The organism is Amycolatopsis sp. NPDC028719 (genome assembly GCF_055565395.1).
This window is the reverse complement of sequence record NZ_JBVHUL010000006.1, coordinates 414,330-432,133: the sequence shown is the minus strand read 5'-3', so window position 1 is coordinate 432,133 and position 17,804 is coordinate 414,330. Positions and strand designations below refer to the sequence as shown.

Sequence of the window (17,804 nt, the reverse complement as noted above, 5' to 3'; positions counted from 1 at the left end):
CCTACCCGCCCAGGGCCAGCGCCACCGCGCCGAGCAACGCAGCGTCCTGGTCGAAGCGGGCCGATACCAGCTCCGGCGGGAACGGCACCGCGTGCGCCAGCCGATCCGCCAGCGCCGGCAGCAGCACGTCCGCCGAGCGGACCAGCCCGCCGCCGACCGCGATGCGCTGCGGGTCCAGCGCGATCGCCAGGTTCGCCACGTGCATCGACAGCTCGTCGAGCGCCGCCGTCACCAGTTCCTTGGCCTCGACGTTCTCCTTGGCCAGGGCGAACAGCTCACCCGCGGTGACCGGGCGGCCGAGCAGATCACTCGCCCGGCCGCCCAGCCCGCGCCCACCGACGGCTTCCTCGAGCGGCGCCGCTCCGCTCGCGAAACCCTCGGTGTCCTGCGGCGAGAGCAGGTTGTACCCGATCTCGCCCGCAGCTCCGTTGGCGCCGGTCAGCAACCGGCCGCCGACCAGCACCGCCGCCGCGATGCCGGTGCCCAGGGACAGGAACACCGCCGGGTCGGCCCCGGCCAGCGCGCCCCACCGCCACTCCGCCAGCGCCGCCGCCTTCGCGTCCGTCCCCACCGAGATCGGCACGGCCGGGAACTCGGCCGCCACCCGCTCGGCCAGGTGCAGCTCCTCCCAGCCCGGGACGTTCGGCGCGAGCAGGATCCGGTCCGGCAGCACGATTCCCGGGCTGACGACGCCGATGGCGGTCGGCTCCGCGCCCGCCTCGGTCAGGAGCGCTCGCGCGCCGGCCAGCGCCCGCACCACGACCTGCTCGGCCCCCGCCTGCGCGTCGGTGTCCAGCCGGCGCGTGGCCAGCAGGTTCCCGTCGCGGTCGGCGAGCCCCAGCGCCACCTTCGTGCCGCCGAAGTCGATGCCGAGAATCCGTTCGCCCGTCACTCCCTGAACCCCTCGATCTGCGGCGCCACGGCCGCGTCCCCGTGGTGGCCGTGCCCGCCGGCCGCCCGCACCACGATCCGGCCGGTGTTGAAGCCGTCGACGCTGATCACCGGCACCGCGCCCCGCAGGTCGGACGCCTTGTAGGTAACGGTCAGCGTCTGCGACTGGCCCGGCCACAGCGTGATGTCGTTGTCGTCCCAGGTCGCGTTCGCGAGCTGGTTGTCGCCCGGTCCCTCACGCCCGTCCGGCGTGCCGCGGCGGACGTCGGCCCGCAGGAAGAACGCCGCCCCCGGCGTCTTCGCCGTGTTGGTCACGGTCACCGTAGAGACGAGGTCGCCGCCGTTCGAGCGCGTTGAAGCGACCGCGCTGACCTGCGACTTCGGCAGGTTCTGCAGGGCCCGGAGGTTGCTGTACTGGGACAGCGTCGCCTGCGGGTTGCCCAGCGTCTTGCCCCAGTCGACGACGTCCTTCTGCGTCGAGAGCCAGTAGACGTTCCGGTCGACGACCTTCCCGCCCTGCTTCACCTGCAGCTCGACGAAGTAGACCTGCGCGGGCGCCGGGGCCTTCGTCTCGGCGGGCACCTTCGGCTTCAGCACCCCGGTGCGAACACCCTGCGAACCCAGCGAGAGCCCGGACGCCGTCCGGTCGTCGAGGACCTTGCCCGCGGTGTCGAGCACACGGGCCTGCACCGAAAGGCCGGACTGCGTGCCCGCGCCGAGGTTGTCCAGGGTCACCGAACCGTTGTCGTAGCCGTAGATCGCGTGCAGCGGCTTGTTCGCCTTCTTGGCGCCGAAGAACGCGCCCGCCTGGTCGCCGTCGTCGTTGTAGAGCGACCACAGCAGCGTCGGCCACCCCTTGTTCAGCTGCCAGTAGACGACACCGGTCGCCGGGTTGTCCTTGTCCGTCGAGTGGTGCAGGAACGCCTCGAACTGCGAGCGGGTGTTCTCGTAGTTCGCGATGTTCGCGAGGTCCACATAGGACTTCAGCGAGTTCCACTTCCCGTACCGCTGCGTGATCGACTGGTCCAGCGTGTAGAGCGTGCCGAACTTGTAGCCGCCGTGGCCGGGCTCGAAGTTCGCGTGGTACTGGTTGTATTCCGGGTCCTGCCACAGCTTCGCCTGCTCGGCGGGCGACAGGAACCGCTTGATCGAGTCCAGCGTCGGCACGGTGTGCCCGGCGCTCTGCTCGCTCGCGAAGCCCCACGACCCGCCGGCGTTGGTCCGCGAGGAGTCGTCCGCGTCGAAGTGGGAGGTGTCGTACCAGTAGGACGGCGGGACCCAGTCGTACGGGCCTTCCTTCTCCCCCGACTGCCCCAGCGCCGGCGTGCTCTTGTACTCCGCCGAGGCGATCACCGGTACCTGGAAGTCGGCTTCCTTGAACGCTTTCAGCGTCTCGGACTCCTGACGTGGCACCGGCTCGTTGTCGCTCCAGCCGTAGTTGAAGACGCTCGGGTGGTTCCGCTCCATCCGGGCGATCGTGTACGCCGAATCGTGCATGATCCGGTAATCGCGCTCGGTCAGCGTCGAGGCGTCCTCGGGCTGCCAGGCGTCACAGCACAGGAACCCGCCGATGACGAGCAGCCCGGCGCGGTCGGCCTGGTCGTAGAAGTCCTGCGGCATGTCGTGGCCCTCGAGGCGGACGCCGGAGAGGCCCATGTTCTTGATCAGCGCGATCTGGTGCGCGGTGTCGGCCTGGTCGTAGCGCAGGAAGAGGTCCGGCGCGAAGCCGCCGCCGCGGAACACGAAGTCCTTGCCGTTGATCGTGAACTGCCGCGCACCCTCGGGCAGCGGCGCGGACTTCCCGACCAGGCGCGAAGTCACCGTGCGGATGCCGAAGGTGCTCTTGGACGACGTCGACAGCACGCCGTCCTGCGAGACCGCGGTGGTCAGTGTGTACAGCGGCTGGTCGCCCATCGAGTACGGCCACCAGACCTGTGGCTTGTCGATCTTCACCGGCGCGAAGGCCACCGTCCGCTTGGTGTTCGCCGGGATCGTCACGCGCTGGTGGACGACGATCGGCGCACCCGAAGGCGGGTTCACCGTCGCCGCGACGTCGCCGGTCTGCGCGGCGCCCGCGTTGTTGGTGACGTCGACCTTCACTGTCAGCTTCGAACTGGAGAGGTCGGGGGCGTTGTCCTGCACGACGTGCGCGTTGTCGCCGGTCAGCGCGTCGGACACCTGCAGGGTCGGCGGGAACTGGATGCCGGTGTTGTTGTCCGGCGGGATCTGGCCCCAGTCGACCTGGTCGAGCGTGTACATCTTCAGCGGGTCGTTGGGGTAGACCTTGATCGCCAGGGTGTTCTTGCCCGGCTTGACGAGCTTCGAGACGTCGAACGTGTGCCCGGCGAACGCGCCGCTCACGACGTCCTTCGTGGCGACGAGCTTGCCGTTCACCCAGACGTCGCCCTCGCCGACGATGCCCGGGATGGTCAGCTTCGCGTGCTGGCCTGGGCGGATCGCCGGGGTGAAGTCGGTGCGGTACCACCACGGGTCGGCGAACGGCTTCGTGACGACGGGGCCGAGCTTGTCGACGTAGCCGAAGCACTTGCGCATGTTGTCGGAGTAGAAGACGTCCGGGCACTGCCCGTTCTGCACCAGGGCGTTGATCTCGGTGCCCGGGGCGCCCGCGTCGTCCGGCTTGACCGGCAGCCAGCCGCCGGTGCCGTAGCCGGGCGTCGACACCTTCTCGCCGCCGTCCTTGACGTTCGCGGTGGTGAGGACCTGCCAGCCCTGCAGGCCGATGGTGCTCAGGCCGTGCGGTTTCGCCGCTTCGGTGTGGACGTCCTGCGCCGAAGCCGGCGTCGCGACGCTGAGCACCCCCGGCACCAGGAGCAGCGCGGCCAGCGCCGCGAGCTTCTTCGTCATGCCTGAGCCCCTTCGGTCTCGGTGGAGGCGAAGGCCTCCTTGATCTCCTTCGGCCCGAACGGCCACGTGTTCTCGGCCTTGGCATAGACCAGGTACGCGAGGGCGCCGACGGCGATCCAGCCCAGCGACAACCCGATCGACAGCCAGGTGGCGGAGACGTAGAGGTAGACCCAGCCGACCAGCGCGACGATCGTCGGCACCGGGTACAGCCACTGCCGGTAGGGCCGCTTGAGGTCCGGCTGACGGCGGCGCAGCGTCACGATCGCCGCGACCTGGGCCAGCGACTGGATGATGACGAGCGTGGCGACGGCCGCGTTGATGACGTCGGTCAGCGTGAACAGCGAGCCGATGATGGTGATCGCGCCCATGGTGAGGACGCCGGCGGTCGGCAGGTTCAGCTTCGGGTGCAGCTTGCCGAACATCGAGAGGAACACCTTGTCGCGCGCGGCTTCGAACGGCACACGCGAGCCGCCGAGCAGGCCGGCGAACACCGAGCCGATGGCCGCGACGACGATGAAGACGGTGACGACCTTCGCCGTGGCGGTACCCCACGCCTGTTCCAGCACGGTCGAGGCGACCGACGTGGCGGTCTTCAGTTCCTCCAGGGGAACCGAGCCGAGCACGCCGACCTGCAGCAGGAAGTAGAGGCTCATGATGCCGACGATCGAGAAGAGGATCGACCGCGGGATCGTCCGTCCCGGCGTGCGGACTTCGCCGCCGAGGTAGGCCGTCGTGTTGTAGCCGAGGTAGTCGTAGATCGCGATGATCAGGCCGGCGCCGAGGCCGCCCCAGAACGTGCCTTCACCGGCCGAGCTGAACGCGCCCGGGGTGAAGGCGAACGCCTGCGCGCCGCTGAAGTGCGAGAAGGCCGCGACGATCGTGGTGAGCACCGCGATCAGCATGACCACGAACAGCACGGTCGTGAGCTTGCCGATCTGGCCGATCTTGCGGAACAGCGCGGCCACGATGACGAGCGTGATGCCGACACCGATGATCTTGCCCAGCGGCGTCGTGCCCGCGTCGTCGGTGACGCCGGGGATCAGGTAGCCGAGGTACTGGACCAGGCCGATGATGCCGGTCGACATGATCAGCGGGATGAACAGCACCGCGCTCCAGACGAACAGGAACGGCATCAGCCGTCCGGTGCGGTACTGGAACGCTTCGCGCAGGTACAGGTAGGTGCCGCCGGCACCCGGCATCGCGGCGCCGAGTTCGGCCCAGATGAGCCCGTCGGCCAGCGCGACGATCGCCCCGATGATCCAGCCGAACATCGCCTGCGGGCCGCCCATGGTGGCGACCATGGCGGGAATCGTGACGAACGGGCCGATACCGCACATCTGGGTCATGTTGATCGCGGTGGCCTGCATCGGGCCGATCTTGCGCTCAAGGGCGGGCTGCGGCTCCCCTGAGCGGGTGGGTGAACTCACGACGTGCCTCCGTCTAGTAGTTAGTAAAGTTTCTTAACATAGAACACCCGGGGCCGGAAGAGATCCGTGGATAAACTTGCGGCAACGCGGAGCGGAGATGGGGACGTCGTGGGGCGAATCGGGCCGCAGGTGGGAACCCCGGCGAGCATGCGCGCCCTGAACCAGCGTCTGGTGCTGGAGCGGCTGCGCGGGCAGGGCGAAGCGACCCGGCCGCAGATCGCGGCCGCGACGGGACTGTCGAAACCCACGGTGGGACAGGCGCTCCTCGATCTCGAGCAGCACGGACTGGTCCGGACCACCGGCCGCAGCCTGGCCGGCCCGGGACGCGCGGCGGTCGTCTACCGCGCGGCGCCGGACGCGGGGCACGTCGTCGGCGTCGACATCGGGCGGCGGGCGATCCGGATCGCCGTGGCCGATCTGGAAGGCAGCATCGTCGCGCGGCTCGACGAGCCGAACCGGTGCCGCTCCGCGAGCGCTTTGGTGCGTACCGTAAGCGAATCCGTCGAACGCGCGGTGGCGTCGGCCGGCCTGACCCCGCACGACGTCGTCTCGACGGTGGTCGGCACGCCGGGCGTCCCCGACCCGGCGACGGGGACGGTCCACCGCGCACCGAACCTGCCGGGGTGGGAGCGGCGCGGAGTGCTGCACGAGCTCGTCACGGCGCTGGCCGGCGCCGGGTCCGACGTCGTGGTGGAGAACGACGCGAACCTGTGCGCGGTGGGCGAGCACGCGCTCGGGGCGGCGCTGGGCGTGGACGTGCTGGTGTGCCTGACCGTCGGTACCGGGATCGGCATGGGGCTGCTGGTGGAAGGCCGCCTGTTCCGGGGAGCGCACGGCGCGGCGGGCGAGATCGCGGACCTGCCGTTCGGCCCGCGGCCGGCGGGGGCGGGTGCGCGGCGGCCGGGGCCGGTGGAGACGGCGGCGGCGGGGCAGGCGGTGGTCTCGGCGGCCCGTTCGCTGGGATTGACCGCGCGGTCGGCGAAGGACGTGTTCCGGCTGGCCCGGGCCGGCGACTCTCGCGCGCTTCAGGTGGTCGCGGAGGAAGCGGAGAAGCTGGCTTACGTGGTCGCGGCCGTGACCGCGGTGCTCGATCCGCGGTTGATCGTGCTGGGTGGCGGGATCGGGGGCAACGCGGACTTGCTCGCGTCGCCGATGCGGACGGCGCTGGCCGCGACGCTGCCGGTGGTGCCGGAGATCGTGGCGGGACAGCTGGGTGAGGACGCGGTGCTGGCGGGAGCCATCGCGACGGCGCTGGAGACGGCCCGGGAGCTGGTGTTCGACCGGCGGGGGGCGCGCCGCGCGGCCGGTGGAGCGTAGGCAGACCGATCGATCACCACGCCGTTCCGCGAGCTAGTCCGAGGGACCGCGCAGCGTCAGCACCACTCGCAACACGTGCTCGACCGCCGTCGGGAACGGCGCTCCCCGCAGTTCTCCCCGCTCCGCCAAGTTCTCCGCCGCGAACTCCAGCACCCGCTCCGGCCCGCCCCGCCGCACCACGAGCGCGGCCAGGTCCTCCAGGTCCAGGTCAGGGTGGTCCAGGCGCGTCAAGGCGAACTCGATCATCAGCTCTTCCGACGTCATGTCCACCTCCTCCCCTCCATCCTAAGCACCTCGGAGCTAACACTTGATCGAACAGACTTCGAGCCCCGATGTGGTGATGTCCACGCCTGGACCGGACACCCACAGCAGGCACGACTGGGCCGTTCGACGGAGATTTCGGGCGATCGTGTACAGAAGGCGAATACCCGGTAACCCGGACGAGCCGGTCAGTCATGATGTTGCACTCACCCGGCGACGGATCGGAGGCGACATGGCCCTGCATCGCCAGCGCACGCGAGCCGGGATCCGCCGGCCGCGGCACGCTCTCCCCGCACCCTGGTGGCCACCCGTTCTCGTGGCCGCCTCCGTCGCCGCGGTGATTCCCGGCGACACCGTCGGAGGCCTGCTCGTCGGGACGAGCGTCCTCGTCGCCCTGACCGCGCTCGCCGCGGCCCGGCGGGTACTGGGACACGCTTCGGTGCACGTCAACCTGATCCTCGCGGAAGAACTGGCCGCCACTCGCTTCGACGACTGAGCCCGCGCACGGCAGCGGTGTGATCGAGTCTACCTCGCTTACTGTACCGTCCAGACGGTATAGTAAGTGTCATGACCGCCATCCTGCCGGCCCCGGGACCCGTCCTGAGCCACCGGCGCCGCTGGGCCGCCCTGGGCGTGCTGGTCGGCGCGGTGCTGCTGCTCGCCGTCGACGGCACCGTGCTGTACCTCGCCGTGCCGTCGCTGACCCGCGAGCTCGCGCCGACCGCGACCGAGATCCTCTGGATCGGCGACGTCTACTCCCTCGCCCTGGCCGGCCTGCTGGTCACCGCCGGAAATCTCGCCGACCGCTTCGGCCGCAAGAAGGTGCTGCTCATCGGCACGGCGGCGTTCGGCCTGGCGTCCGCCCTGGCCGCCTTCTCCCCCACCGCGGGCGTGCTCGTGGTGGCCCGTCTGCTGCTCGGGATCGCGGGCGCGACGATCATGCCGTCGACGCTCTCGATCATCCGCACCCTGTTCGCCGACCCGCGCGAGCGCACCCGCGCCATCGCGATCTGGTCGGCCGGGTCCGGCGGCGGCATCGCACTCGGCCCGCTCGTCGGCGGGGTGCTGCTGGAGCACTACTGGTGGGGCTCGGTGTTCCTGATCAACGTGCCGATCGTCGTCGTCTTCCTGATCGCGGGCGCCCTGCTGTTGCCCGAGTCGCGTGATCCGCTTCCCGGCCGCTTCGACCTGCTCTCGGCCGGGCTGTCGCTGGCCGCGATCGTCCCGCTGGTCTACGCGGTCAAGCACGCGGTCGGCTCGGGGATCGACGCGCAGGTGGCCGTCGCGGCCGCCGTCGGAATCGGGTCCGGCGTCGCGTTCGTACGCCGTCAGCGACGGGCGGAGAGCCCGCTGATCGACGTCGCGCTGTTCCGCAACGGCGCGTTCAGCGGTGCCGTCCTGGCCAGCTTCATCGCCGTGTTCGCGCTGATGGGCCTGCTGTTCTTCTTCTCGCAGTACCTGCAGCTCGTCCGCGGCTTCACCCCGCTGCAGGCCGGGTTCGCGGAGATGCCGGCGACGCTGGCCTCGATCGTCGTCGTGGCCGCGGTCGGGGTGGTCGTCGGCCGGCTCGGCCGCGGCCGGGCCGTCGCGGCGGCGCTCGCCGTCGCCGCGGTGGGGCTCGCCCTGGTCGCGGTGACCGAGCGGGCGCAGTACTGGTGGCTGGGCCTGAGCCTGGTGCCGGTCGGGCTCGGCGTCGGGCTCGCCCTCACGCTCACCGTCGACTCGGTGCTGTCCGCGGTCCCGCGGGACAAGGCGGGCTCGGCGTCGGCGATCTCCGAAACCGCCTACGAACTCGGTGCGGCGCTGGGCATCGCGCTCCTCGGCTCGCTGGTCACCGTGGTCTACCGTGCTTTCCTGCCGGCCGGCCCGGTTCCCGGCGAGGTGCGCGACTCCCTCGCCGCCGCGGCGAACGTGCTCGACCCGGCGTCCGAACTCGCCCACACGGCGCGAGAAGCGTTCACCGGTGCGATGCAGGTGACCTCGCTCGCCGCGGCGGTCATCACCGCCGTCGCCGCGGTGATCGCCTGGCGTACGATTCCGTCCGGAAAGGACTGACCATGCCTCGCAAAGCCGGACGCGGCCCGGAAGAAACCCGCCGGGCCCTGCTCGACGCGGCCGGGACCGTGATCCGCACCCGCGGGATCTCCGCCTCGCTCGACGACATCGCGAAAGCGGCCGGCGTGTCGAAAGGCGGGCTGCTGTACCACTTCCCGGCCAAGGAGGCGCTGGTCCGCGCGCTCGCGCAGGACATCCTGGACACCTACCGCGCCGAGGTGCAGGCAGCGCTGGACCCCGAAGACACGGCACCGGGCCGGCTGACCCGCGCGTACGTCCGCGCGTCGCTGGACACCTCCTACGACGAGATCGCCGTCCGCGAGAACATCGCCCTGGTAGCCCAGCTGATCTCGATCCCCGAGATCGCGGAGCTCGCCCGCGCGGACGCCGAGCGGTGGAACGAGGAGCTGGGCGCCGACGGCCTCCCGGACCACGTGGTCACCCTGGTCATCGCGGCGGCCGACGGGGCCAGCACGGCACCGCTGTGGGGCGTCGGCCTCGAGGTGGCCGCGGCGCGGAAGCTGGAACAGCAGCTCATCGAGCTGACGCTGACCGCCTGATCCCGGCGTTTGTCAACCCGCAATCAGTACTGGTAAATCACCACTCGCACCGCCCTACGGAAGTCGGCTCCGGGAACGGGAAACAACCGGTAAATTTTCGACAGCGCGCGCAAATCCGGCAAATCCCCGTCCCCCACGAGGAGTCTTCCGATGTCGAGGAAGTTCGCCCTGGCCGGCGCTGTCGCGCTGGCCTTGGCCGTGACACCGATCGCCGCGGGCACCGCGTCCGCCGCTCCGGCCGGCACCCAGCAGGAAGCCGCCGTCACCACGGTCTACTACAGCACGGCCAGCGCACCGTCGTTCCGCTCGGTGATCAATGCCGGTGCCGCCAACTGGAACCGCAGCGTCACCAACGTCAGACTGGTCGAGCGCAACTCCGGCGCCAGCCTGCGCTACACCGAGGGCAACGACCCCCGCGGGTCCTACGCCTCGACCAACGGGCACGGCAGCGGCACCATCTTCATCGACTACACCCAGGCCCGCCAGTACAACCCGACCCGCATCGCGGCGCACGAGACCGGGCACGCCCTCGGGCTGCCCGACCACTACTCGGGCCCGTGCTCGGAGCTGATGTCCGGCGGCGGCCCCGGCCCGTCCTGCACCAACGCGGTGCCGAACTCGGCCGAGCGCAGCCGCGTGAACTCGCTGTGGGCCAACGGCCTCGTGGCGACGAACCAGGCGGACCAGCAGATCTACGAGACGATCTACGGCTTCTGATCCACCGCGCCGGTGGCCTCCGGGCCACCGGCGCGCTCCGCCGGTTCGGCCCGGCCGACCCTGTCCGGGACGAAATCGGTGATCATCCCGATGGCGGGACCCGTCCGCGTCAATACGGTCGAACGATGAGAAAAGCACTTCTCGCCGGTCTAGCCGGCGCACTCGTCGTGACCGCCACACCCGCCGCCAACGCCGCCACGCGGCTCGCCCTGCCCGCGCCGACCGGACCGTACGCCGTCGGCAGCACCGAACTGCACCTGGTCGACCACGCGCGGCCGGATCCGTGGGTCGCGGGGACGACGCGCGAGCTGATGGTGACCGTCCGGTACCCGGCGCGTCCCGGCAGCGGCCCGAAGGCGCCCTACCTGTCGCCAGGAGCCGCGAAGCTCGTGTCCGAAGAGGACGCGACACAGCTCGGCATTTCCGCGGACGGCCTGGACTACACGTTTCCCACGCACGCCCGCACCGGCGCGCCCGCGGCCGGCGGGCGGTGGCCCGTCGTGCTCTACTCCCCCAGCGCGAAGTACCCGCGCTCGGTCGGCACCGCGCAACTGGAACAGCTCACGAGCGAGGGTTACGTGACGGTGGCGATCGACCACACCCACGAGCCGGCGGCGGTGCAGTTCCCCGGCGGCCGCGTCGAACGGCGGGTACTGCCGCCGGGCACCGACGGCAAGAAGCTGATCGCCACGCGGGTGGCGGACATCCGGTTCGTCCTCGACGAGCTGAAAGTCTTGTCCCACCGCGAAAATCCCGCCGGACTCTCCCTCGACCTGACCCGGATCGGCATGTTCGGCCACTCCGCCGGCGGGTTCACCACGGGCGAGACGATGGTCTCGGACGCCCGCATCGACGCGGGCGCCGACCTCGACGGCAGCATGGCGTACTCCCAGTCGGCCCGCGACTTCGGCCGCGTCGCGAACGAAGGCCTCGACCGGCCGTTCCTGCTGCTGAGCGCCGGCAACCACAGCGCCGCGTCCGATCCTTCGTGGCAGGAGTTCCTGAGCCACCAGCGCGGGCCGGTCCGCGAGCACCACCTCCCGGATGGTGAGCACTTCAGCTACACCGATTATCAGGCACTGCTTCCCCGGCTCGGCTTGGACCCGGCTGCGCTCGCGCCGTTCATCGGCACCGTCGACGCCGGGCGGAGCATCGCCATGCAACGCGCGGAACTCAGCGGTTTCTTCGCCCGGTACCTGCGGGGCTGACCGGCCGTTGGTGGCGGCACCGCGCCGTTGCCGCCACCGCGCGGGTCACCGCCGGGTCCACTGCTGGTTGGCCCCGCCGCCGCAGGTCCAGAGGATGATCTTCGTGGCGTTCGCGGTGCCGGCGCCGCTCGCGTCCAGGCACAACCCGGACAGCGCGTTGGTGATCGTGCCGTCGGCATTGAGGGTCCATTGCTGGTTGCGCTGGCCGTTGCAGTCCCAGATGACGACCGCGGTGCCGTTCGACGTGCCGCTGTCGTAAGCGTCCAGGCATCGGGTGCCGTTGACGACGAGCTGCCCGCGGGCCGGCGTCCAGGTCTGGTTGGGTCCGGCGGCGCAGTCCCACAGCTGGGCCTGGACGCCGTTGGCGATGCTGTTGTCGTCGACGTCCAGGCACCGGCTCGACTGCGTTCCGACCACCTGGACCCCGGCGGTGCCGGGCAGCGGCAGGATCGCGACGTCGGCGAGGGGCGGCGAGGCGCCCGTGAGCGTCAGGGAGTTCGTCCCTTTGCCCAGGGAGACCACGGCGGAGACGGTCTTGGTCGCGCCTCCGGTCGCCGGGAACGCGACGACGGTCGGCTGCTGACCGTTGACGGCGAGGGCCGGCGTCCGGGTGGTGGTCGCGCTGTAGGTGAAGGTCGCGACGGCCAGGCCCGTTGCCGCCGCCGTGATCCCGGTGAGTTTTGAGCCGTAGTGCGCCGATGCGGCGTCGGTCCCTTGGACGGTCACCAGCACCGAATCGTTCGCCGGCACGCTCACGCTGTAGCCGGTGGCGAAGCTGCCGTTGTCCTTGCCTGCCCAGAGGTTCCGCACTTTCGCCGGTGCCGTGGTCAGGCCGAGGTCGGCCCAGCGCACGGTCATGGTCGCCGCCGAGGACGTCCGGTTGAGCAGCAGCACGGCCCGCTTTCCTGCGCCGGCGAGAACTTTGCCGTAGACCTGACGGCCGGCGGAGTCTTCGGCGACCTTCACCCCCTGCAGCCCCCGCTGATCCTGGTCGACGGCGATGACTTCCCGGTTCTCGAGGACCGCCGCGGTTTCCGAGCTCATCGTCGCGAGGTTGTTGCCCGCCAGCAGCGGCGCACCGGAGATCGCCCACATGCCCAGCTCGGTCCGGCCCTGCGCGGCGGAGAGCCCGGGCATGCCGACGGTGAGCATGTCCGGATCGTTGACGTACCCGGTGTGCTGCGAGACGGGGTGCTGCGCCTGGTCGAAGTTGGTCAGCGCCTGCGGGAGGGTCGCGGTCTGGCCGTAGTAGATGATGTCGGTGCTGGTGCGCCACATCGGGGCGGTGCCGGCGCCCCAGTTCCACGGGTTCTTCTTGCCCCAGTCGCAGACGGACAGGGTGAGTGTGCGACCGGTCTGCGCGGTCGCGGCGCGGTTGGCGTCGCTGATGGCCCGGTAGGTGCTCGCCGGGTCGAGGCCCTCGGCGTCGCCGCCGCACCAGTCGACCTTGACGAAGTCGAAGCCCCAGCGCTGGAACTGCAGCATGTCCTGCAGGTAGTGACCTTCGCTCCCGGAGCCGGGCGCCGCGGGGCGGCCGGTCGGGAAGTAGTAGCCGCAGCCGTCGCGCCCGGCATCGGTGTAGATGCCGGCTTTCAACCCTTTGCCGTGCAGGTAGTCCGCGATCGCCTTCATCCCGCCCGGCCACTCGGCTTCGTCGACCGTGATATCGCCGGAGCCGTCACGGGTTCCCTGCCACCAGCCTTCGTCGATGTTGACGTGGGTGTAGCCGGCGTCCTTCAGTCCGGCCGACACCAGCGCGTCGGCCTGCGCTTTGATGACGTTGTAGTCGATCTTCGCGGCGAAGGAGTTCCATGAGGCCCAGCCCATGACGGGTGGCGTCACCGGCTGTTCCGGGGCGGCGGCGGTCGCGGTGCCGGGTGTCAGGAGTGTTCCGGCCAGTAGTAGGAGCACGGTCAACGCCTGGCGCAGCTTCATGGCTTCGCTCCGACTTCGTCGTCGAGTGTGTTAGCGTTAACATTCCGATGTACGGTTGGATTGTTGACCACAGGTGGTTTGCTCGTCAAGGGGCGGATGGTGGAACGTTGTCCGCTGGTTTTACTGATACGGCTTCGCCGGGGCGTGGGAGTGATGACATGTGTTCGGATGTCGGTAATCTTGTTGTATAAACCGGGAAACGGTGTGGCAAGCGGACGCGGTGGCCCTGGCCGACCGCATCTCCGCACTGCTCACTGTCGTGCGGTCTGCCGAGGCTGAGATCGGTTCTCTGCTGGCGGAAATCGAGTCCCGCGGTGTCATGGAACTCTTCGGGTACCGTTCTGTCGCACGGCTCTTCGAACACCTCGCCGACGTTCCCAAGGCTGCCGCCGAAACCGTGGTCAAGCGAGCCCGCGCCCTCACCCCGAGCCGCACCCTCGACGGCACACCCATCCCCGCCGGTGCTCCCGCCACCGGCGCTGCCGCCTCGGAGGGCCGGTTGAGCAACCCGATGATCGACACGATCGTCGGGGTGACGACCCAGATCCCGCCCGAGCACCGCGATGATGCCGAGCAGCACCTGCTGTCCTTCGCCGCCGAAGCCGGGCACAAGCAGATTGCCGCTTTGGGTGCACGCATCCTGGCCCACCTGGATCCCGACGGCGCTGCACCCAACGAGACCGAACCGGCCAAGCCCAGCCGCGAATTGTCGTTTCGCCACAAGAGAACCGGATTCTGGGAGCTGAACGGCCGGTTCGACGACGAGACCGGCGCCCGAGCCAGCGCCCTGTTCGACTCTCTCGCCGAGCGTCACGGCACCGAGGAGGGCCCGGACTTACGTTCGCGGCATGAACAAACGGGAAAGGCCCGCAGCCCACCGGCTACGGGCCTACACCCACGCCCGAGGCGTCCCCAGGTCGACCGCCGACGAAGCAGCAGCGCGGCCCTACCGTGGACCCGGCACGTTTCGAACAACCGCCGATGAAGGTCCCGGCTCAACCCCAAGTCAAAAACCGGTAATGCAGCCCGGTCGAAGACTCCTGCCACTCCCCCACGGAGTCCGGCGCACGGCCCACCTCAGGCGCCCGCGTGTCACCCTCGAAGCTCTCCCGGATCTCCGTCACCACGATCCGGTCCGCGAACGGCAACGCCGCCCGGTACACCGCCGCGCCGCCGATCACCCAACCGTCCTCCGACACCGTCGTGAGCGCACGCCCCAAATCGGGGAAAGTCTCCACACCCTCCTGCTGCGTACTCGACAGCACCACGTTGCGCCGGCCCGGCAACGGCCGGAACCGAGGCGGCAGCGACTCCCACGTGCAGCGTCCCATGAGGACAGTCGCTCCCGCCGTCAGTGTGCGGAAGTGCTTCAGGTCCTCCGGGAGGTGCCACGGCAACCCGCCGTCGCGGCCGATCACGCCGTTCGCCGACTGGGCCCACACCAGGCCGATCACACCGCCACCGGGGCCTTGATGCCGGGATGTGGGTCGTAACCGTCGAGGGCGATGTGCTCGTAGGTGTAGTCGAACAAGCTGTCCGCGGGCTTGAGGCTCAGCGTGGGGAACGGCCGCGCGTCGCGAGCGAGCTGCCTGCGGACCTGGTCCTCGTGGTTGTCGTAGATGTGGCAATCGCCGCCCGTCCACACGAAGTCGCCGACACCCAGCCCCACCTGGGCAGCGATCATGTGCGTCAGCAGCGCGTAACTCGCGATGTTGAACGGCACGCCGAGGAACAGGTCCGCGCTGCGCTGGTACAGCTGACAGGACAGCTCGCCGTCGGCCACGTAGAACTGGAAGAACGCGTGGCACGGCGGCAGCGCCATCTGCGGGATCTCCCCGACGTTCCACGCCGACACGATGATCCGCCGCGAGTCCGGGTTCTCGCGCAGCGTGCGCAGCACCTCGGCGATCTGGTCGACGTGCCCGCCACCAGGAGTCGGCCACGAACGCCACTGGACGCCGTACACCGGGCCGAGATCGCCGTCCGGTGCGGCCCACTCGTCCCAGATCGTGACGCCGTTCTCCTGGAGCCACCGGACGTTGCCGTCGCCGCGCAGGAACCACAGCAGCTCGTACGCGACCGACCGGAAGTGGACCTTCTTCGTGGTGATCAGCGGGAAGCCGTCGGCCAGGCGGTAGCGGAGCTGGTGCCCGAAGATCGACCGCGTGCCCGTGCCGGTGCGGTCCGCCTTGCGGGCTCCCGTCTCGAGGACGCGGCGGAGAAGGTCTTCGTACTGCGTGTCGGGCATGCCCGCGAGCCTAGACGAGCCGCTCCAGGTAGGCCCGCAGCATCACCTTCAGCTGGTCGAGCAGCGCGGTGGCGCCGTCGGGATCAGCGCGGAACGCCTCCTGGATGACGGCGTCGGCGGCCAGGAACGCGGTGCGACACGCCGTCGCGGCCTCTGCGTCGTCGCGGAGCAGGCCCTGCGCGACGAGCACGCGGTGCACGCCGGTGGCCATCACGCGCTTGTGGGCGGCGTCGGCCTCCCGCGTCGCCTCCGTCAGCCCGCGGCCCAGCCACAGCGCGCGGAACCCGGGTTCGGCGCGGTAGAGCGCGGCGAACGCGTCGACGAGCAGGCCGACGGGGTCGTCCCAGGTCTCCTTCGCCGCTTGGTCGGCGAAAGACGTCATCAGGTCTTCGAGCCGGGCGAGGTAGCCCTCGGCCAGCGCCTCGGTGATGGCGTCCCGGTCCGGCAGGTACTGGTACAGCGCGCCGACGGAGACGCCGGCCGCGGCGGCGACCCGCGTCGTCGTCAGGGCCTCGACGCCCTCCTCGGCGAGCAGCCGGTCGGCCGCTTCCAGGACGCGGGCCAGCTTCTCCCGGGCCCGGGCCTGACGCGGGACTCGCCGCAGCATCCACCGCTCCAAACCTGAACGTGACTTTGTTTCGCATTTATTCTAGCCTCGGGCCCATGGCAGTGGGAAGTTCCGTACTCGACGACGCACGGCGGGCGGTGGCCCGCGCGAGCAACGGCCTCGCGGGCGAAGGCCTGCTGATCGGCACGGCGGGCAACGTAAGCGTCCGGGCCGGCGAACACGTGGCGGTGACCGCGACTGGGGTCGTGCTGGGCGCGGCGACGCCGGACGACGTGACCGTCGTCGACCTCGACGGGACGGTCGTCGCCGGCGAGCTCGCGCCGACCTCGGAACTGGAGCTGCACCTGGGGATCTACCGGCGTTATGACGCGGGTGCGGTGGTGCACACGCACTCGCCGCAGGCCACCGCGGTGTCGCTGGTCCTCGACGAGCTCCCCTGCGTGCACTACCAGCAGCTCGCGCTGGGCGGCTCGGTCCGGGTCGCGCCGTTCGCCGTGTTCGGCTCGGCGGAGCTGGCCGCCGGGACCCTGGCGGCGCTCGACGGCAAGGCGGCGGCGCTGCTGGCCAACCACGGCGCGATCGCTCACGGCCCGACGCTGGACGGGGCGATGGACAATGCGCTGCTCCTGGAGTGGGCGTGCGGGCTGTACGTCCGGGCCGCCGCGCTCGGCGCGCCCCGGGCACTGGACGACCTGCAGCAGGAAGCCGTCGTGACGGCGGCCGTGCGGAGCGGGTACGGCCGGCCCCGGCGGATCGAGGACTGATGACGCAGACCGTCGTGACGCTGGGCGCGCACGTGTTCGACGTGCAGGTCCGGCCGGTCGAGGCCATCCCGGAGGGCCAGGGCGCCGCGCTGGTGGAGCAGATCCGGTTCGGCCCGGCGGGGACGGCCGCGGGCACGGCGGTGACGCTCGCGAAGCTCGGCGCCTCGGTCCGTTCGGCCGGCGCGGTCGGCGATGACCCCATCGGCGACCTGCTGCTGTCGATGCTCGCCCGGTACGGCATCGACACGTCGCTGGTGCTGCGACGCGCGGGCGTGCAGACGTCGGCGTCGGTGCTGCCGATCCGTCCGGACGGCAGCCGGCCCGCGTTCCACGTGCCGGGGGCCAACCTGGAGTACGAGCCGTCGGAGGCTCCCCTGGCCGAGCTGACCCGCGCGACCCACCTGCACCTGGGCGGACCGGAGCTGATGGGCGGCGCCGCGGCCGCGGCGATTCTCGCGCCGGTGCGGGCCGCCGGCGTGGTGACGTCGGCCGACCTGCTGGCGCCGGGTGATCCCGGGGTACTGGCCTGGATCGCGCCCGCGTTGTCCTCTTTGGACTACCTCCTGCCGAACGAAGACCAGGTGCTGGGCCTGACGGGCTCCGCGTCCCTGGAAGACGGCGCCCGGGCGCTGCTCGAGCGGGGAGTCGGCTGTGTGGCGGTCACGCGGGGAGCCCGCGGAGCGCTGGTGGTGACGGCGGAGGAGACCATCGCGGTGCCCGCGTTCGCGGTGCCGGTGGTCGACACGACGGGCTGCGGCGACGCGTTCTCGGCGGGCTTCCTGCGGGGCGTGGGCCTGGGCCGCCCGCTGCGTGAAGCGGCCGTGCTCGGGAGCGCGGCGGCCGGGCTGGTGGCCCAGGGCCTGGGCAGCGACCACGGCGAGTTCGACCTGGCGGCGGCCGACGCCTTCGCGGCGGCCACGCCGGTCCTCCCGACCCACTGACCAAGCGCAACAGCCGGGTTCGCGACCTCTCCGTCAGACCGGTCTGC

The 17,804-nt window shown here is 70.7% G+C and carries 17 protein-coding genes; 9 read left to right on the top strand and 8 right to left on the bottom strand.

The features are described 5' to 3' along the window. Nucleotide 1: 1 nt before the first annotated feature. From ACZ4TR_RS29970 to ACZ4TR_RS29960, 3 genes are read right to left on the bottom strand one after another with little or no spacing between them, the layout of a single operon-like run. Nucleotides 2-892, bottom strand: coding sequence for an ROK family protein (locus ACZ4TR_RS29970; RefSeq protein WP_465290495.1), 891 nt, complete (start codon nt 890-892; stop codon nt 2-4). Continuing rightward, nucleotides 889-3,756: a glycoside hydrolase family 2 protein gene (locus ACZ4TR_RS29965; protein WP_465290493.1), complete on the bottom strand. Its 2,868-nt coding sequence runs from the start codon at nt 3,754-3,756 to the stop codon at nt 889-891. Before ACZ4TR_RS29965 ends, ACZ4TR_RS29970 begins: the two co-directional genes overlap by 4 nt. Next, nucleotides 3,753-5,123, bottom strand: a complete 1,371-nt coding sequence (locus tag ACZ4TR_RS29960; RefSeq protein WP_465290721.1) for an APC family permease — start codon at nt 5,121-5,123, stop codon at nt 3,753-3,755. The genes ACZ4TR_RS29965 and ACZ4TR_RS29960 overlap by 4 nt, the downstream gene beginning before the upstream one ends. 207 nt (nt 5,124-5,330) lie before the next feature. On the opposite strand from ACZ4TR_RS29960, the gene ACZ4TR_RS29955 reads away from it, so the two are divergent. After that, nucleotides 5,331-6,500 (top strand): ROK family protein, encoded by a 1,170-nt coding sequence (locus ACZ4TR_RS29955; RefSeq protein WP_465290491.1) that lies wholly within the window; start codon nt 5,331-5,333, stop codon nt 6,498-6,500. Between the two features lie 33 nt (nt 6,501-6,533). Here the strand turns inward: ACZ4TR_RS29955 and ACZ4TR_RS29950 are convergent, their stop codons facing one another. After that, entirely contained in the window at nt 6,534-6,764 is a 231-nt protein-coding gene (locus ACZ4TR_RS29950; RefSeq protein WP_364519859.1) for a hypothetical protein, read from the bottom strand. A 229-nt stretch (nt 6,765-6,993) separates the two neighbouring features. Between ACZ4TR_RS29950 and ACZ4TR_RS29945 the strand changes: the two genes are divergently transcribed. From ACZ4TR_RS29945 to ACZ4TR_RS29925, 5 genes are all read left to right on the top strand, one after another. Then, entirely contained in the window at nt 6,994-7,257 is a 264-nt protein-coding gene (locus tag ACZ4TR_RS29945; RefSeq protein WP_465290489.1) for a hypothetical protein, read from the top strand. 71 nt (nt 7,258-7,328) lie between these two features. Beyond that, nucleotides 7,329-8,816, top strand: coding sequence for an MFS transporter (locus ACZ4TR_RS29940; RefSeq protein ID WP_465290487.1), 1,488 nt, complete (start codon nt 7,329-7,331; stop codon nt 8,814-8,816). 2 nt (nt 8,817-8,818) lie between these two features. Continuing rightward, nucleotides 8,819-9,376, top strand: a complete 558-nt coding sequence (locus tag ACZ4TR_RS29935; protein WP_465290485.1) for a TetR/AcrR family transcriptional regulator — start codon at nt 8,819-8,821, stop codon at nt 9,374-9,376. A gap of 150 nt (nt 9,377-9,526) precedes the next feature. Then, complete coding sequence (locus tag ACZ4TR_RS29930) at nt 9,527-10,093, top strand: snapalysin family zinc-dependent metalloprotease (RefSeq protein ID WP_364519851.1); 567 nt, start codon at nt 9,527-9,529, stop codon at nt 10,091-10,093. A gap of 125 nt (nt 10,094-10,218) precedes the next feature. Beyond that, complete coding sequence (locus ACZ4TR_RS29925; protein ID WP_465290483.1) at nt 10,219-11,301, top strand: alpha/beta hydrolase family protein; 1,083 nt, start codon at nt 10,219-10,221, stop codon at nt 11,299-11,301. 45 nt (nt 11,302-11,346) lie between these two features. On the opposite strand, the gene ACZ4TR_RS29920 is transcribed toward ACZ4TR_RS29925, so the two are convergent. After that, nucleotides 11,347-13,236 (bottom strand): RICIN domain-containing protein, encoded by a 1,890-nt coding sequence (locus tag ACZ4TR_RS29920; protein ID WP_465290481.1) that lies wholly within the window; start codon nt 13,234-13,236, stop codon nt 11,347-11,349. A 220-nt stretch (nt 13,237-13,456) separates the two neighbouring features. On the opposite strand from ACZ4TR_RS29920, the gene ACZ4TR_RS29915 reads away from it, so the two are divergent. Further along, complete coding sequence (locus ACZ4TR_RS29915) at nt 13,457-14,221, top strand: DUF222 domain-containing protein (RefSeq protein WP_465290479.1); 765 nt, start codon at nt 13,457-13,459, stop codon at nt 14,219-14,221. Between the two features lie 10 nt (nt 14,222-14,231). On the opposite strand, the gene ACZ4TR_RS29910 is transcribed toward ACZ4TR_RS29915, so the two are convergent. Genes ACZ4TR_RS29910 through ACZ4TR_RS29900 form a run of 3 tightly spaced genes read right to left on the bottom strand, consistent with a single transcriptional unit; the run spans nt 14,232 to nt 16,091 of the window. After that, entirely contained in the window at nt 14,232-14,690 is a 459-nt protein-coding gene (locus ACZ4TR_RS29910) for a dihydrofolate reductase (protein WP_465290477.1), read from the bottom strand. Then, entirely contained in the window at nt 14,687-15,484 is a 798-nt protein-coding gene (locus ACZ4TR_RS29905; RefSeq protein WP_465290475.1) for a thymidylate synthase, read from the bottom strand. Before ACZ4TR_RS29905 ends, ACZ4TR_RS29910 begins: the two co-directional genes overlap by 4 nt. A 10-nt stretch (nt 15,485-15,494) precedes the next feature. After that, the gene (locus ACZ4TR_RS29900; protein ID WP_465290473.1) at nt 15,495-16,091 is read right to left on the bottom strand and encodes a TetR family transcriptional regulator; all 597 of its coding nucleotides are present in this window, start codon (nt 16,089-16,091) and stop codon (nt 15,495-15,497) included. Nucleotides 16,092-16,147: 56 nt separating this feature from the next. On the opposite strand from ACZ4TR_RS29900, the gene ACZ4TR_RS29895 reads away from it, so the two are divergent. After that, on the top strand, nt 16,148-16,816 hold the full coding sequence (locus ACZ4TR_RS29895; protein ID WP_465290471.1) for a class II aldolase/adducin family protein: 669 nt from the start codon (nt 16,148-16,150) through the stop codon (nt 16,814-16,816). Next, on the top strand, nt 16,816-17,757 hold the full coding sequence (locus ACZ4TR_RS29890) for a carbohydrate kinase family protein (protein ID WP_465290469.1): 942 nt from the start codon (nt 16,816-16,818) through the stop codon (nt 17,755-17,757). Before ACZ4TR_RS29895 ends, ACZ4TR_RS29890 begins: the two co-directional genes overlap by 1 nt. Nucleotides 17,758-17,804 lie beyond the last annotated feature (47 nt).